The organism is Oceanisphaera sp. (genome assembly GCF_052084945.1).
Lineage (GTDB): Bacteria > Pseudomonadota > Gammaproteobacteria > Enterobacterales > Aeromonadaceae > Oceanimonas.
The window spans coordinates 1-14,507 of sequence record NZ_JBQDEX010000068.1; the positions used below are offsets into that span (position 1 = coordinate 1).

The 14,507-nt window shown below is 49.9% G+C and carries 13 protein-coding genes, 1 pseudogene and 1 other annotated feature; of the genes and pseudogenes, 4 read left to right on the forward strand and 10 right to left on the reverse strand.

Features of this window, described 5'->3' with window-relative positions; genetic code table 11:
• Window positions 1-161: 161 nt before the first annotated feature.
• Together ACTHY5_RS07585 and ACTHY5_RS07590 are read right to left on the reverse strand one after the other, a co-directional pair.
• Window positions 162-1,334 (reverse strand): type II toxin-antitoxin system HipA family toxin, encoded by a 1,173-nt coding sequence (locus tag ACTHY5_RS07585; RefSeq protein WP_441878337.1) that lies wholly within the window; start codon window positions 1,332-1,334, stop codon window positions 162-164.
• Window positions 1,324-1,566: a helix-turn-helix domain-containing protein gene (locus tag ACTHY5_RS07590; RefSeq protein WP_441878339.1), complete on the reverse strand. Its 243-nt coding sequence runs from the start codon at window positions 1,564-1,566 to the stop codon at window positions 1,324-1,326. The genes ACTHY5_RS07585 and ACTHY5_RS07590 overlap by 11 nt, the downstream gene beginning before the upstream one ends.
• Window positions 1,567-1,848: 282 nt before the next feature.
• On the opposite strand from ACTHY5_RS07590, the gene ACTHY5_RS07595 reads away from it, so the two are divergent.
• The gene (locus tag ACTHY5_RS07595) at window positions 1,849-2,325 is read left to right on the forward strand and encodes a nucleoside deaminase (RefSeq protein WP_441878341.1); all 477 of its coding nucleotides are present in this window, start codon (window positions 1,849-1,851) and stop codon (window positions 2,323-2,325) included.
• A gap of 323 nt (window positions 2,326-2,648) precedes the next feature.
• On the opposite strand, the gene ACTHY5_RS07600 is transcribed toward ACTHY5_RS07595, so the two are convergent.
• The 8 genes and pseudogenes from ACTHY5_RS07600 to ACTHY5_RS07635 all read right to left on the reverse strand — a co-directional run bounded on the left by ACTHY5_RS07600 (window position 2,649) and on the right by ACTHY5_RS07635 (window position 11,687).
• Window positions 2,649-4,346 carry a 2-isopropylmalate synthase gene (locus ACTHY5_RS07600; protein WP_441878343.1) on the reverse strand — a complete coding sequence of 566 codons (1,698 nt, stop codon included), beginning with the start codon at window positions 4,344-4,346 and terminating at the stop codon, window positions 2,649-2,651.
• A 649-nt stretch (window positions 4,347-4,995) separates the two neighbouring features.
• A complete protein-coding gene (gene trpA / locus ACTHY5_RS07605; protein ID WP_441878345.1) occupies window positions 4,996-5,802 on the reverse strand; it encodes a tryptophan synthase subunit alpha in 807 nt (268 codons plus the stop codon).
• The gene (trpB, locus tag ACTHY5_RS07610; protein WP_441878347.1) at window positions 5,802-6,992 is read right to left on the reverse strand and encodes a tryptophan synthase subunit beta; all 1,191 of its coding nucleotides are present in this window, start codon (window positions 6,990-6,992) and stop codon (window positions 5,802-5,804) included. Before trpB ends, trpA begins: the two co-directional genes overlap by 1 nt.
• On the reverse strand, window positions 6,992-8,392 hold the full coding sequence (trpCF, locus tag ACTHY5_RS07615; protein WP_441878349.1) for a bifunctional indole-3-glycerol-phosphate synthase TrpC/phosphoribosylanthranilate isomerase TrpF: 1,401 nt from the start codon (window positions 8,390-8,392) through the stop codon (window positions 6,992-6,994). The genes trpB and trpCF overlap by 1 nt, the downstream gene beginning before the upstream one ends.
• Window positions 8,386-9,381 (reverse strand): anthranilate phosphoribosyltransferase, encoded by a 996-nt coding sequence (gene trpD / locus ACTHY5_RS07620; protein ID WP_441878359.1) that lies wholly within the window; start codon window positions 9,379-9,381, stop codon window positions 8,386-8,388. Before trpD ends, trpCF begins: the two co-directional genes overlap by 7 nt.
• A 9-nt stretch (window positions 9,382-9,390) precedes the next feature.
• A pseudogene (locus tag ACTHY5_RS07625) lies at window positions 9,391-9,987 on the reverse strand (aminodeoxychorismate/anthranilate synthase component II); the annotation flags it as partial.
• A complete protein-coding gene (locus ACTHY5_RS07630) occupies window positions 9,980-11,530 on the reverse strand; it encodes an anthranilate synthase component 1 (RefSeq protein WP_441878351.1) in 1,551 nt (516 codons plus the stop codon). The pseudogene ACTHY5_RS07625 and the gene ACTHY5_RS07630, both read right to left, overlap by 8 nt.
• A 19-nt stretch (window positions 11,531-11,549) precedes the next feature.
• Window positions 11,550-11,687 (reverse strand): hypothetical protein, encoded by a 138-nt coding sequence (locus tag ACTHY5_RS07635; protein ID WP_208005912.1) that lies wholly within the window; start codon window positions 11,685-11,687, stop codon window positions 11,550-11,552.
• 21 nt (window positions 11,688-11,708) lie between these two features.
• Window positions 11,709-11,808 (reverse strand) — a sequence feature (Trp leader region).
• 112 nt (window positions 11,809-11,920) lie between these two features.
• Here ACTHY5_RS07635 and rnm point away from each other — a divergent pair.
• Genes rnm through rluB form a run of 3 tightly spaced genes read left to right on the forward strand, consistent with a single transcriptional unit; the run spans window position 11,921 to window position 14,355 of the window.
• Window positions 11,921-12,745 (forward strand): RNase RNM, encoded by an 825-nt coding sequence (gene rnm / locus ACTHY5_RS07640; protein WP_441878353.1) that lies wholly within the window; start codon window positions 11,921-11,923, stop codon window positions 12,743-12,745.
• 18 nt (window positions 12,746-12,763) lie between these two features.
• Entirely contained in the window at window positions 12,764-13,384 is a 621-nt protein-coding gene (locus ACTHY5_RS07645) for an L-threonylcarbamoyladenylate synthase (RefSeq protein WP_441878355.1), read from the forward strand.
• A gap of 23 nt (window positions 13,385-13,407) precedes the next feature.
• Complete coding sequence (rluB, locus tag ACTHY5_RS07650; RefSeq protein ID WP_441878357.1) at window positions 13,408-14,355, forward strand: 23S rRNA pseudouridine(2605) synthase RluB; 948 nt, start codon at window positions 13,408-13,410, stop codon at window positions 14,353-14,355.
• Window positions 14,356-14,507: the final 152 nt, after the last annotated feature.

Genomic DNA, 14,507 nt, shown 5'->3' on the forward strand with positions numbered 1-14,507 from the left:
TGGCGTTATCCCTCCCCGCCCTAAAAGGACGGGGCTTCCCGCGCCGTTTTGGTGAAGCGTAAGGGGTGAGGGGGACGAGCTGAAACTGGGACTAAAAATTACACATCTGTTGGTTAGATCGTCTTCTTTACCCCTCACCGGTTTATCTAAGTCAGTCCTTTTCACTCTATTATTTCATCTGGTGTTAGACATGACAGCAAGTGTGTAAGTATCTGCTGTTTGTCAGCCTCTTTCTCTTTGACTAATGCCTGCTGTATTTGTACTGCTATTTGCTCCATTGCCAGCTCGCACTTGTCATATAAAGCATTAGCCTGAGCCTGAGTTAGTGCGCAATGTTGAATGCCAAAAGTTAGCAGATGCTTACGTGACCACCATTTACGGCTGCCCATTAAAGTTAAAGCAGACACATCATTTTTAATGTAGGCCGTAGTGCTAACTACATCAAAAGCTGGCGCTAACCATATATTATGAATGTCTTCATACAATAGGCCGAAATTTTTTAAATGAGCATCGCCATTTTGTAAGTGATTATTTAGCACCAGCATCTTAAAAAACTGCTGTAATGCTGCGACTTTATGTGCAGGAGAAACAAAGTTGGCGATGTTTTTAGCTAGCTGCTCGTAGCTACCTTCGTACTTTTGTTGGCGACTTTTTGCTGCTAACACGCACATGTCTTCAAAACCGAGCCATTGCCCTGATGATGTAAAATCAAAACGCTTCATGATAAAAAGCGCGTCATCGTCAGATAAATAAAACTCGGGCACGGTAATCCCCGCAGCTTTTAATACCCGCATGCACCAATACTCATTGAGCGCTAACTGTGGGTAATCTGGCCCCCAAGCTTTAACGATGTAATCTTCCATACGCAAGGTGGCTTTATCTTGGATCTGCGCCAATACCTTTGGCTGTACACCGCTCACAGGTGAGTGCAAAGCAAAACGTGCGACTAGTTCGTCGAATAACCCCGCTGTTGGCGACAGTAAGTCGTTGAGTTCTAAGGGCTTAGATGTATCTATATTTGCTTGGTAATGAACTCGTCCGCGTACACTAGGCGCTAACAGCTTCAACAAACTTAGGTCATCGGCACCATTGAGCTTAGCAAAATGACGTTGTAACACCGATAGCAAATATCCCTCGGGCAAATGCATCTCAAATAATGGGGGTAATGCAGAGTGTGAATAATCCTTACTGCGTACTGGCATGGTTAACGAGACAAAATTTTGCGGGGCTGCATCAGAGTCATAACGAAATATAAACTCGTTATGTTCGTTAAACAGCTCACCGGCGGCATTCCTCGCTACCTTTACAGACAAAGGCTTTTCATTAACGGCCATCACGTATCTCCTCAAAGGTTGGGAAAGGGGATTTTTCACGAATTGCGACTTCATAGCCCAAATAATCTAGCATTTTCATTACCTTTTTCAGCCCCACATCTCCCGAGCGGCCGAGTTCAAAAGCATTAATTGTGGTGCGAGACATCGCTAGGTGTTCAGCCATCTGTTGTTGCGAAATCTTTTTATGTTGGCGTAACTCACGTATTGTTTGGCCTATCTCTAAATAACCCATAATGTACAAAATACCCTACATTCAGTAGATAATTATAAGTATTGTACATTATTTTGAACGCTAAATTGAATAGAACAGGCCGCTATATGCTTTACGTCATCCGCCTTACGTAACTACCAAGTCAGTATTTTCTTTAACGTATAACGTACCGCACTAAACGTAACGCTTTCTTTTAACTTGGTGCTAGGCGCCGGGCGTTCGGCGCAGTCTGTATGTGGTAAAGGCGTGGCTATTTAGGTAGGGTTAAGGCTCGATGCGCGTTTGGCAGGCAGGAGAGTTGAAATGACGTTAACTGAACAAGATATGCGGCATTTGCGCCGTTGTGTGGCGTTAGCTGAAGAGTCATTGAATGAAGGCGATCAGCCATTTGGCTCTGTGTTGGTATCGGCTAATGGTGCTGTGCTGGCCGAAGATCATAATCAAATTCATACCAATGCCACCTTTCACCCTGAGCTTGCGCTGGCGCAATGGGCGGCGGAGCATTTAAGTGAGACTGAGCGCGCCCAAGCGACCATGTATACCTCAGGTGAGCATTGCCCTATGTGTGCCGCAGCCCATGCATGGGCGGGGTTAGGGCGTGTGGTGTACATTTGCTCGGGTAAGCAATTTGCAGCTTGGTGCAATGAGTGGGGCTTAGCGCCATCGCCGGTTAAGGCATTATCCATTAACGAAGTGGCACCCGAAGTGCAGGTAATGGGCCCAGTGCCTGAATTGATGGAAGAAGTACGAGCACTGCATATGCGCTACTTTGGTGTATAAAACATGAAAAAGGGTCGGAGTTAATTAATACAAAGTTTAGCTGTGAAAATATTTCTAACCTTTTGATTTAATAAGTTTAATTTAGTAAGTAGGCTCATTGTTTAGGTAAGGCTATGGCATAGCGAATAGTAAATTGACTCCGACCCCTTTTATCGTCTTACTCTATGGTGAGCTCATGAAATATGGGCGAAAGAAAAAGCGCACTTACCTCTTACTAGCTCGATGATTGAAGCCATTGAAGTGCACTTAAGAGGCATACCTCTTCGCTAATTATGGAGCTGATAATGATAAGGGCGTACCGCTGGGGTACGCCGCTTGGTTATTTACTGGGTGACTGCAGCAAGGGGATGCGCAGGCTGGCGCTGGGCATCTAAGGTTATTTGCTGGGCTACTGCTGATAACAAGGCTTGTAAGGTGGCAGAGGTGGTGTCTTCTGCTAGTGCGGCACCACTATAGTGAACGTTATTAATGTTTACGCGGATGCAGGCTAAGGCATTGGCTTTAGTGCCTTCGCCTAGGGCGAACTCGTCGTAGGCTTCTACGGCCAGTTCTATACCAAACTCGGCTTTTAATGCTTCGGCCACTGCTTCTACCGCGCCGGATCCTTGGCCTTTCAATTGCACTTTTTGTTCCGGTGAACCAAAGCTGACATCTGCGTGTACGCCAGCTTCGTCTCGGTGCAAGTCATAAGATACCAAGGCCCAGTTTGCATCTACCTTGAGGTATTTTTCTTCAAACAAACGGTGAATAGTAAGCGAGTCAATTTCGCCGCCATTGGTTTCTGCTTCTGCCTGTACCACTTTACTAAATTCAACCTGCAACCAGCGTGGCAATGTGATGTCGTAATCACGCTCTAATATATACGCCACGCCGCCTTTGCCAGATTGGCTATTAATACGCACGACTTCGTCGTAATGGCGGCCTAAGTCGGCAGGATCTATCGGTAAGTAAGCTACATTCCACTGATCGCCTTCACTGCGCAGGGCTAAGCATTTGCGAATAGCGTCTTGGTGGCTACCAGAAAAGGCGGTGAAGACTAAATCGCCGGCATAAGGGTGGCGTGGGTGGGTGGCAATGTCGGTGCAGGCCTCAACGGTTTCGACTATTTCTGCCATGCCGGAAAGATCGACCATAGGATCTATGCCCTGAGAGTAGAGGTTCATGGCCATGGTGATTAAGTCCATGTTACCGGTGCGCTCGCCATTGCCCATTAAGGTGCCTTCTACGCGATCGGCTCCGGCCATAACGGCCAGCTCAGCGGCAGCAACGCCACAACCACGGTCGTTATGGGTGTGCACACTAATGCTAAAGTGCTCACGGTGTTTAACATGATCACAGACCCATTCTATTTGGTCGGCAAATACGTTGGGTGTCGACATTTCAACCGTGGCGGGCAGGTTGACGATCACATCTTGCCCTAAGTCGGGGCGCCATACTTCATTCACGCTATCAATAACTGCTACGGCAAAGTCTAATTCGGTACCAGTAAAGCTTTCGGGGGAATACTGAAACGCCCACTGGGTCTCGGGGGCTTGCTCGGCATGTTCTTTTACCCAGCGTGCGCCATTAACCGCAATATCAATAATGCCGGCTTTGTCTAATCCAAACACTTGTTCGCGCTGTACGGTAGAAGTGGAGTTATAGACGTGCACAATGGCTTTGTTTGCACCTTTTAACGCTTCAAAGGTACGGGCAATCAACTCTTGGCGTGCTTGAGTTAATACTTGAATACGCACATCGTCGGGGATGCGGTTTTCTTCAATTAATTTGCGGCAAAAATCAAAATCGGGTTGGCTGGCAGCCGGAAAGCCAATTTCAATGTCTTTAAAGCCAAGCTTTACCAATAAATCAAACAGGTGCTGTTTTTGATCCACATTCATCGGTTTAATGAGGGCCTGATTACCATCACGCAGATCGACTGCACACCACTGAGGGGCTTGTTCGATTACTTGGTCTGGCCAGCGACGATTTGTTTTGCCGACCGGCTTAAAAGCGACGTATTTTTGATGGTTAAAGCTCATGGGCAGACACCTTAGATTGCGTGAAATTGGTTTTGCTAACTTAGGTAATAGCATACCGCACTTATTGAGAATAATGATTGCGTTGTTATGCAGGTTTTGATGATTTTGCGCAATGATATTGCGTTGTTTGTATATTTTGGGGGTAGGGGTGCTAATGAAAGGGTGTCACTCCTCCTTTGGGTAGCTGTCCGCTGTCAGAACAAACAAAAGCACAAACCTAAACTGGCGCCGGGCAGCAAGCTTAAAAAAAACTCCAAAACTTGGGTCATTGCGAGGTACGAAGCCATCCATTTCAAAAAAAGGGCGATGCCTTATGCTGTATGCCTTACGTTAAAGAAAGCACTGTTTGTATTGCGCTCAGTGTAAATTATGCCGCTGTCTGTTGAATGGATTGCCGCGTCGTTGCACTCCTCGCAATGACTCAAGGGCAGCGCCGAGATTAAAGAGAAACACTTGCACTTATGCGTCTTGCCGGTATTGGGTTGTGGCTCGGTATGACGGCTCTGGCAGCTTGCTTTTATATTCAAGCTTGATGCTAGGCGCTTAGCGCTGTACTTCTTGTGCGAATGAATTCGCCCCTACAAAAACAAAAAAGCCCCAAACTGTTTGGTTGGGGGCTTTGTTTTAGCTAGGCGCTTGGTGCTGGGCGCTATTTTTTAGTCGCTTCTTTCATATCTTTTACAAACGCCGTTAGCGCGTCTGTCATGGCTTTGGGATCATCTTGATGCTGCTCAATGATCTTAACAATGGCTGAGCCCGAGATAGCACCGGCGGCCCCTGCTTTGAGGGCGTCGCGCACTTGCGCTGGGGTAGAAATGCCAAAGCCTAGTAAAGACGGTGGCGCATGGTATTTAGCCAGCTGGGCTAATAAGGCGTCTACTGGTTTACCGGCTTTGGTTTCGGTACCGGTGACCCCTGCACGGCTTAGTAGGTAAGTATAACCAGAACCGTTTTCGGCAATGGTTTTTAAAGTGGCTTCGTCACCATTAGGCGGGGCAATAAAGATAGTTTCTATGCCGGCTTTGTCGGCTGCAGCCTTAAAAGGCGCCGACATTTCAATGGGCGCATCGGCGACTAATACCGAGTCGACGCCAGCGGCGGCGGCGCGGCGGTAAAAATTATCCATGCCGGGGGCAAAAACCAGATTGGCATATACCAGTAGACCAATGGGGGTGTCTGGGTATTTTTCGCGAATTTGGCTCAGCATGTCAAAACACACTTGGGTGTTAGTGCCGGCTGTTAACGCCCGCAAGGTGGCCGCTTGAATAGTGGGGCCATCGGCGACGGGATCAGAAAAGGGGATGCCTAATTCGAGTGCATCGGCGCCGCCCGCCATAAGTGCGTCTATTACTGCTAATGATTGCGCAGGCGTAGGATCACCTAAGGCGACAAAGGGCACAAAAGCACCTTGATTGTTGGCCGTTAACCGGTCAAATAAACGTTGATAACGGCTCATTACATTTCTCCCTTTTGCTTAAGTAACTCGGCTACCGAAAAAATATCTTTGTCGCCACGGCCCGATAAATTAACCACTAACACTTGCTCTTTTTCGGGCTCAGCCTCGGCCATTTTTAGGGCGTAAGCCACGGCGTGTGATGATTCTAATGCCGGAATAATCCCCTCAAAACGCGCCAGTGCCTTAAAGGCATCTAAGGCTTCATCATCGGTTACCGACATATATTCAGCGCGGCCAGTGGTAGCTAGGTGGGCGTGCTGTGGGCCTACCGAGGGAAAGTCGAGCCCCGCAGACACAGAGTACGACTCAGACACTTGGCCGTCTTCGTTATGCATCATTAACGACAACATACCAAAGAAAATGCCTTGCGTGCCTTCGCCCAAAGTGGCGCCATGTTGGCCGGTGCTAATGCCTTTACCGGCAGGCTCTACCCCAATTAAGCGCACCTGTTGTTCGTCAATAAAGTCGGCAAACAACCCAATGGCATTGGAGCCACCGCCCACACAAGCAATCACCGCATCGGGCAACTGAGCTTCGTGTTCAACAATTTGCACTTTGGCTTCTTCGCCAATCATGCGCTGAAATTCACGCACTATGGTAGGAAACGGGTGCGGACCGGCGGCAGTACCCAGCATGTAGTGTGCGGTTTCGTAATTGGCTGCCCAGTCGCGCATGGCTTCGCTGCAGGCATCTTTTAAAGTGGCAGAGCCGGCATGTACGGGGATCACTTCTGCGCCCATAAGCTTCATGCGAAATACGTTGGGCTCTTGGCGTTCGCAGTCTTTAGCGCCCATGTAAATGCGGCATTTTAAGCCCATTAAGGCACAGGCCAAAGCAGTGGCTACGCCGTGTTGGCCGGCTCCGGTTTCGGCAATAATTTCTTGTTTGCCCATGCGCTTGGCTAGTAACGCCTGACCCAACACTTGGTTAGTTTTGTGGGCGCCGCCGTGTAATAAGTCTTCGCGCTTTAAATACAGACGAGTTTTAGTATGCGCCGTTAAGTTACGTACCCGAGTAAGCGGCGTGGGGCGACCGGCATATTCGCTGAGTAGCTCCCGAAACTCACGATCAAATTCAGGGTCTTGCTGGGCATCAACAAAGGCTTTTTCTAATTGCAGCAAAGCGGGCATTAAAATTTGCGGCACATACATGCCACCAAAATCACCAAAAAAAGGATTAAGTAAGCTCATTATTTTGTATTCCTGTGTTCTGTATTACGCCCATATGATCGAAGCGCGGTGAAAGCGGCGGTTAATTTACTGGCTTCTTTAATGCCGGGCGCACTTTCTACACCAGAGTTAAAATCTAACCCTAGGCAACCGTTAGCGGCGGCGTCACTGGCATTTTCTGGGGTCAGGCCCCCGGCCAACATGGCGTGGCTGTTGTCTATGTCGCTTAGCAAGGCCCAGTTAAATGCCTGACCGGTGCCGCCACTTTGGCCTGCCGCTTGAGTATCAAACAATAAGCGATCTGCGCGGCTTGGTAGGGTGGGTAAGCTGTGGCTTACCGGTACTGCTTTCCATACGGCAATATTATCTGCAAGTTGTTGTTTGAGCGCGCTAATGTAGGCGTCGTCTTCGTCGCCATGCAGCTGCACTGCGTGCAAGCCCAGTTCATTGGCGGTGGCACTGACCTCGGCGAGTGTATGGTTTTGAAACACCCCTACATACTCCAGTGGCGCGGCAGCCATAATGGCTCTGGCTTGTGGTGGGGTGATGCAGCGTGGGCTTTTGCTAACAAAAATGAGCCCGCCGTGTACCGCACCGGCGTGATAAACGGCGGCGGCATCTTGAGCACGGGTCAGGCCACAAACTTTATTGGCACCCAATATCAGCTTGCGTACCGCCAGTTCAATGTCGTCTTGGGCCATTAGCGAGCTGCCCACTAAAAAGCCATCGGCATGGGCTGCAAGGGCTTGCACTTGGGCATGATGGTTAATGCCTGACTCTGAGATCACTAGGCGATCGGCCGGGATCAGTGCCGATAAGCGCTTGGTGCGATCGAGATCGATAGACAAATCACGTAAGTCGCGATTATTAATGCCAATGACCTTGGCATTTAGCGCAATGGCGCGAGCCACTTCCTGTTCGCTTATCACCTCAGTGAGCACGCCCATGTTTAACGACTCCGCTACCGCACTAAGGGTGCGGTATTGTTCGTCATCTAATACCGACAGCATTAACAAGATGGCGTCGGCTTGGTGTAAGCGAGCCAGCTTAATTTGATAGGGGTCGATAATAAAATCTTTGCAGATCACCGGCTGACTGACCTGAGCACGCACCTGAGTGACAAAGTCAAATTGCCCCTGAAAATACTTTTCATCGGTTAACACTGAAATGGCCGAGGCATGGCGGCCATAAACCTGGGCGATGGCGTCTAAGTCAAAATGTTCGCGAATCAGGCCTTTAGAAGGTGAGGCCTTTTTACATTCTAAAATAAACGCTGGGCTTTTGGCGTTAAGCGCCGACACAAAGCAGCGATCGCTTGGGGTTAACTTAGCCTCAAAGTCGCTTAATGGCTGGCTGACTTTACGCTCGGCCACCCAGATTTTTTTATCGGCAACAATTTTGCCCAAAACAGTACTTAACATTGACTCAACTCCGCCAATTTATTGGCTACATCCATGGCTTTGCCCGATTTTAACACAGTCAGCACTTGGGCTGCGGCTTCTTTTAGGGTCTCGGCTTGGCCGTTCATCACTAACAAGGGGGCCACGTTCATGGCAATCACGCCTTGTTGTGCTGGGGTGCCCCCGCCTTGCAGCAGGCTTAGGGTAATGGCTTTGTTTTCACTGGGCTCGCCACCGGCAATGGCACTAATATCAAAGCGCTCTAGGCCCAGCTCTTCTGGGGTAATTTGATACTCACTGATAGCGCCATTGTGTATTTCTGCCACTGTGGTGGGGCCGTGGATGGCCACTTCATCTAAGCCGCTGCCGTGCACCACCATGCCGCGCTTAAGGCCCATGGCGTGTAAGGTGTCGGCAATGGGGCGTACTAAGTCTTCTGCGTATACCCCCAGCAACATAAAGTCGGGGCGAGCGGGGTTAATGAGTGGGCCTAATATATTAAAGATGGTGCGGGTTTTTAGGGCTTGGCGCACCGGCATGGCGTGGCGAATACCGCCGTGATAATTAGGTGCAAATAAGAAGCAAGCATTCACTTCGTCTAGACACTTGCGCGCGCGCTCAGCGCTCATATTCAGATCAATACCCAGTTGTTCGAGTAAATCAGAGGAGCCCGATTTAGAGGACACGCCACGGTTACCGTGTTTGGCCACTTTAATGCCACACGCCGCCGCGACTAAGGCGGAGGTGGTAGACACATTAATGGTGTTCATGCCATCGCCACCGGTGCCCACAATATCGCAAAAGGCATATTCAGGGCGAGGGAAGGGCGAGGCGGCATCTAGCAGGGCTTGGGCGGCACCGGCAATTTCATCTGGGGTTTCGCCTTTCATTTTAAGCACGGTCAATAACGAGGCCATGGTCATTTGATCCATGTCGCCTTTAATTAGCTCGCTAAATAGGCCATGGGCTTGGGTGCGGCTAATGTGCTCGCCTCTAAATAACTGATCCATGGCTTTGGTTTCGGGCGCGCTTAAAAAGTCTAAGCTTTGCGCTAACAGCTGTGCCCCTTCTGTGGTCATAATCGACTCGGGGTGAAACTGAAAGCCCAATACTCGCTTGGCGGTATCTTGCACCGCCATGGTCATACCATGATAGTCGGCGATAACGGCCAAGGTGCTGGGAATTTTTGAACCCACTAATGAATGGTAACGCGCCACGGGCAGCGGGTTAGATAAGTGAGCAAACACGCCTTGGCCGTTGTGGCTGATAGAGGAGCTTTTACCGTGCTTAATTTCACCGGCACTTTCTACCACGCCGCCATAGTGCTCCACTAAGGCTTGATGACCTAAACAAATCCCCAAGATAGGAAACTGGCCAATACAGGCATTAATCAGCGCGGGCATATTGCCCGCTTGGCTGGGCGTGCCAGGGCCCGGAGACAACACCAGGATAGGGCGCTCGCCGGCTTGTTCACAGCGCTCAATGGCGGCCACTAATTGTGCCACTGGCACCGTATTACGAAACACCTTAACGCGGGCATTTAGGCTGCGAAATTGGTCAACCAAGTTGTAGGTAAAAGAGTCGTAATTATCCAGTAAAAAAATAGTCTTAGTCATGGCTCACCTCCGCCAATGTGGTGCCGTGGGCCAGGGCGATGGCATTGAGTACCGCCGCCGCTTTGTTGCGGGTTTCATCAGCTTCCGATTGTGGATCTGAGTCATACACCACGCCGGCACCGGCTTGCACATGGGCCACGCCATCACTGACAAAGGCGGAGCGAATAACGATGCAGGTATCCATATCGCCTTGGCCGTTAACATAGCCCACGGCGCCGCCGTAGCTGCCACGACGTTGTTGCTCTACCTCACGAATAAGCGCGCTGGCGCGAATTTTGGGAGCACCGGTAAGCGTGCCCATATTCATGCAGGCCTGATAACCGTGCAGGGCGTCTAGGTCATGGCGAAGGGTGCCGACCACACGCGACACTAAGTGCATTACATGGCTGTAGCGATCGACGCTTAATAAGTCTTTTACATAGCGGCTACCGGGCTCACTAATGCGCGCAATGTCGTTGCGGGCCAAGTCGACTAGCATTAAGTGCTCGGCGGTTTCTTTGGCATCTTGGCGAAGATCGAGTTCGATGCGCCCGTCTAAGTCTAAATTAATGCTGCCATCGGGGTTAATGCCCCGTTTGCGGGTGCCGGCAATGGGGTACATTTCCACTTGGCGGCTAGCATGATCAAATTTAACCGAACTTTCTGGGCTAGCGCCAAATAAGGTGAAGTCTTGATCGTTTACATAAAATAAGTACGGGCTGGGGTTGGTTTGCTTTAGCTTGCGATAGGCCGCCAAGGGGCGCGGGCAGGGCAGGCTAAAGCTGCGCGAGGGCACCACCTGAAAGATATTGCCGTCTTTAATATGCTGTTTTAGGTCGTTAACATCACGCTTAAACTCACGGTCGCTCTTGCTGGCTTCAATGTGGCCATGTAGTTGCGTATCGGCGATGGGCTCGGGGTGTTGCTCGCCACAGGCTTGACTTAGTTGGTTAAGACGCTCGGTTAATCTTGGCTGCTCTGCGCTATTAAAAACGCAGGCCGATAACTGTGCGGTTTCTTGTTTATGATCTAGCGTAATTAAGGTTTCGGCGAGATAAAAACAAAAATCGGGGCAAGCGTTAATGCCTTGAGGAACCTCGGCGAGTTGTTCAAAAGAGGCGATTAAGTCGTAGGCAAAGGTGCCCGCCATAAAAATATGCTGCGGGCCCAGATCGGCATTAAAGCGCGTTAAAATCAGGCGCAAGGTTTCTAGCACAGAGGGCGCTTTTAAACGGTTATCTTCGTCGAGTGTGTCATCGGCTTTTGCAAAAGTGACCACTAATTGAGCGTCGGTGCGCTCGCCACCCAGCGCTTGTGCCACTAAGTCGAGGGCGGGCAGGCCGTTGTTATTAAGCGCCGTTAAGGTCACGGTGCGGCCTTGGCATACTAAGCGCACGCAGGCATCTAGCATTAATAAACTTTGGGTGCCGGCCTTGGTATCTATTTCGGCTGACTCTAGCAACAGGCTGTTGTCGCCTGGCTGAGTGAGGGCGGCAAATAAGGCCAGTGGATCGTCTGTGTAGGGTGCGTCTTGCAATAATATCTGGAGCGGACCATGCGCCATTATGTGTTTTCCTTATGTATTAATCGCGGTCATCAGGAACTTGCCTGATCACCTGGCTGGCAATGTCGGTATCAATAATAGAAACAAATGCCGTCTTGATGGGGGTTACATGAGTTTCTGCTTGCCATCGCCAAAAAATGTGCTGGGTTGGTTTCATCACGCCACCTTTTGCTAGATAATAAAAAAGCCCGCACTGGGGCGGGCTTTTATGTTCGCTGAGCCTTTAAGACAGATACAGCAAATCACACGCCCGTTTAAGGAGTGTGCCACCACCAAATAATACGTAAAGTGGGAATTTGCTGAAACATATCGCTCTGCTCGTTAATCTAAAACTATGTATAGTTAAACGATAATCGGGGGCACAAGTCAACCCAAAGTTCAGGAATTTTTATGCGAATTGATTTACACAGCCATTCTACAGCGTCCGACGGTCAGCTTACACCGAGCGAATTAATGGCACGCGCCGCTGAAAAAGAAGTGGATGTGCTGGCGCTGACCGATCACGACACCTTAGGCGGGTTAGCCGAAGCGGCACAAGCTGCAACAGAGCTTGGGGTACGATTGATTAACGGCGTAGAAATATCCTGCTTATGGCAATCGCTAGAAGTACACGTGGTGGGGCTGAATATTCAAACCGACCATCAGGGCTTAAATGTCTTGTTAGCAGAGCAGCAAAACCGACGTGATCTGCGCGCACATCTAATGGCGGAGCGCCTTGAAAAAGCCAACTTTGCAGGCGGTTACGAGGGCGCTCGTGCCATTGCCGGAGACGCGCCCATTACTCGCAGTCACATGGCCAAGTGGTTAGTAGACCAAGGAGCGGCAGATTCTATTGCAAAAGTGTTTAAAAAGTTTTTAAGCCGCGGCAATACGGGGTATGCTCCGCCTAATTGGTGTTCGCTTGATGAGGCCATTACGGCCATTCATCAGGCGGGCGGCGTGGCGGTGCTGGCGCATCCTACCCGCTACGACCTATCGAACAAATGGATCAGAAAAATGATCGTCGCCTTTGCCGAGGCCGGCGGCGATGCCATGGAAGTGTCTATGGCGCAGCAAAGCCCACAAGAGCGTGCTACTTTGGGGGAATGGAGCAAAGAATATCAGCTGGAAGCATCGGTTGGTTCAGACTTTCATTTTCCTAGCCAATGGCGCGAACTGGGCCGACAATTGTGGTTGCCCAAAGAAGCCACCCCAGTGTGGACACGTTTTATTTAAATCATTCCGGGAGGAATCATGAGCCAATATTTTGAACTGCACCCCGACAACCCGCAACCCCGCCTGATTAACCAGGCGGTGGCGATTATTCGCCAAGGCGGCGTGCTGGTTTACCCCACCGACTCAGGTTATGCCATTGGCTGCCTAGTGGGGGATAAAAATGCCATGGAGCGAATTTGTCGCATCCGTAAGCTAGAAAAAGATCATAACTTTACCTTAGTGTGCCGTGACTTATCTGAACTGTCGTTTTATGCGCGAGTGGATAATGGCGCCTTTAGGTTAATGAAAAATAACACTCCAGGTGCCTATACCTTTATTTTGCGCGCCACTAAAGAAGTGCCTAAGCGTTTGCAAAACCCTAAGCGTAAAACCATTGGGTTACGGGTGCCTAATAACCCAATAACATTAGCGCTATTAGAAGCGCTGGGTGAGCCGTTAATGTCGGGCAGTTTAATTTTACCTGACGAAACTCAAGCCGAGTACGATCCGCATTTGATCCGTGAGCAGCTAGAAAAACACGTTGATTTAATTATCGACGGTGGCGTATTAGACCCACAACCTACCACAGTGGTTGAGCTGTATGACGACAGCCCTGTGATTGCCCGTGCGGGTGCCGGCGATACTCGCCCTTTTGAATAAGTCCTTGGTGAATAATGAGTAACATGACAGAAAAACTACAAAAAGTACTGGCGCGAGCTGGTAGAGGATCACGCCGCGAGCTTGAGGCGATGATCAGCCAAGGACGAGTGAGTGTAGATGGCAAGGTAGCTGTGTTGGGTGATCGGGTGACCGGTCGCGAGCAAATTCGCGTAGACGGCCACCAGATAGAAACGCAAGCTGAAGCCGATGTAATGTGTCGCGTATTGACCTATCACAAGCCAGAAGGTGAAGTTAGCACCCGTAAAGATCCTGAAGGGCGACCAACGGTGTTTGACCGGTTACCCAAGCTGCAAGGCGCACGTTGGATTTCGGTAGGGCGTTTAGATGTGAATACCTCAGGGCTATTGCTGTTTACCACAGACGGCGAGCTGGCTAACCGCTTAATGCACCCCCGTCACGAGATTGATCGTGAGTATGCGGTGCGCGTTTTTGGTGAAGTAGACCAAGCCATGGTGCAGCGCTTGTTAAAAGGCGTCATGTTAGAAGATGGTATGGGTAAGTTCGATACCATTAAATACAGCGGTGGTGAGGGCATGAACCACTGGTTTCATGTCACTTTAAAAGAAGGTCGTAACCGTGAAGTACGCCGCTTGTGGGAATCGCAAGAGATGCAGGTTAGCCGTTTAATTCGGGTGCGTTATGGCAAAATACTGCTACCCAAAGACGTGCCTCGCGGTGGTTGGTCGGAAATGCCTCTGGATCAGGTGAATTATTTACGCAGCGCAGTAGGTTTAGTCGCAGAAAAAGAAACCATAGTAGAAGTGGATGCGCCTAAGCGTCATAAGCAGTTAACGCAAATTCGCAAAGCCGTGCGCCGTCATAATTCCCGTGTAAAAAGCGGTGGCACCAGCGCTGGCACAGGCGTTAGCACAGGGCCTAACAAAAAGCCCACCGCGCCTAAGCGCCCACGCAATACCAACCCTAAGCAAAAAAAGAAAACCAGATTATAAATAAAGCTGGAAGTAAAAAGCCCCGACCAATAAGTTCGGGGCTTTTTTTATGGTTTTGTAGGGGCGAATTCATTCGCACAAAACGTATCGCTTGTTTTTAACTGGGGGTTGTTATTTGTACTTCTGCGGCAAATTCGCGGCGGGCGAAGGCG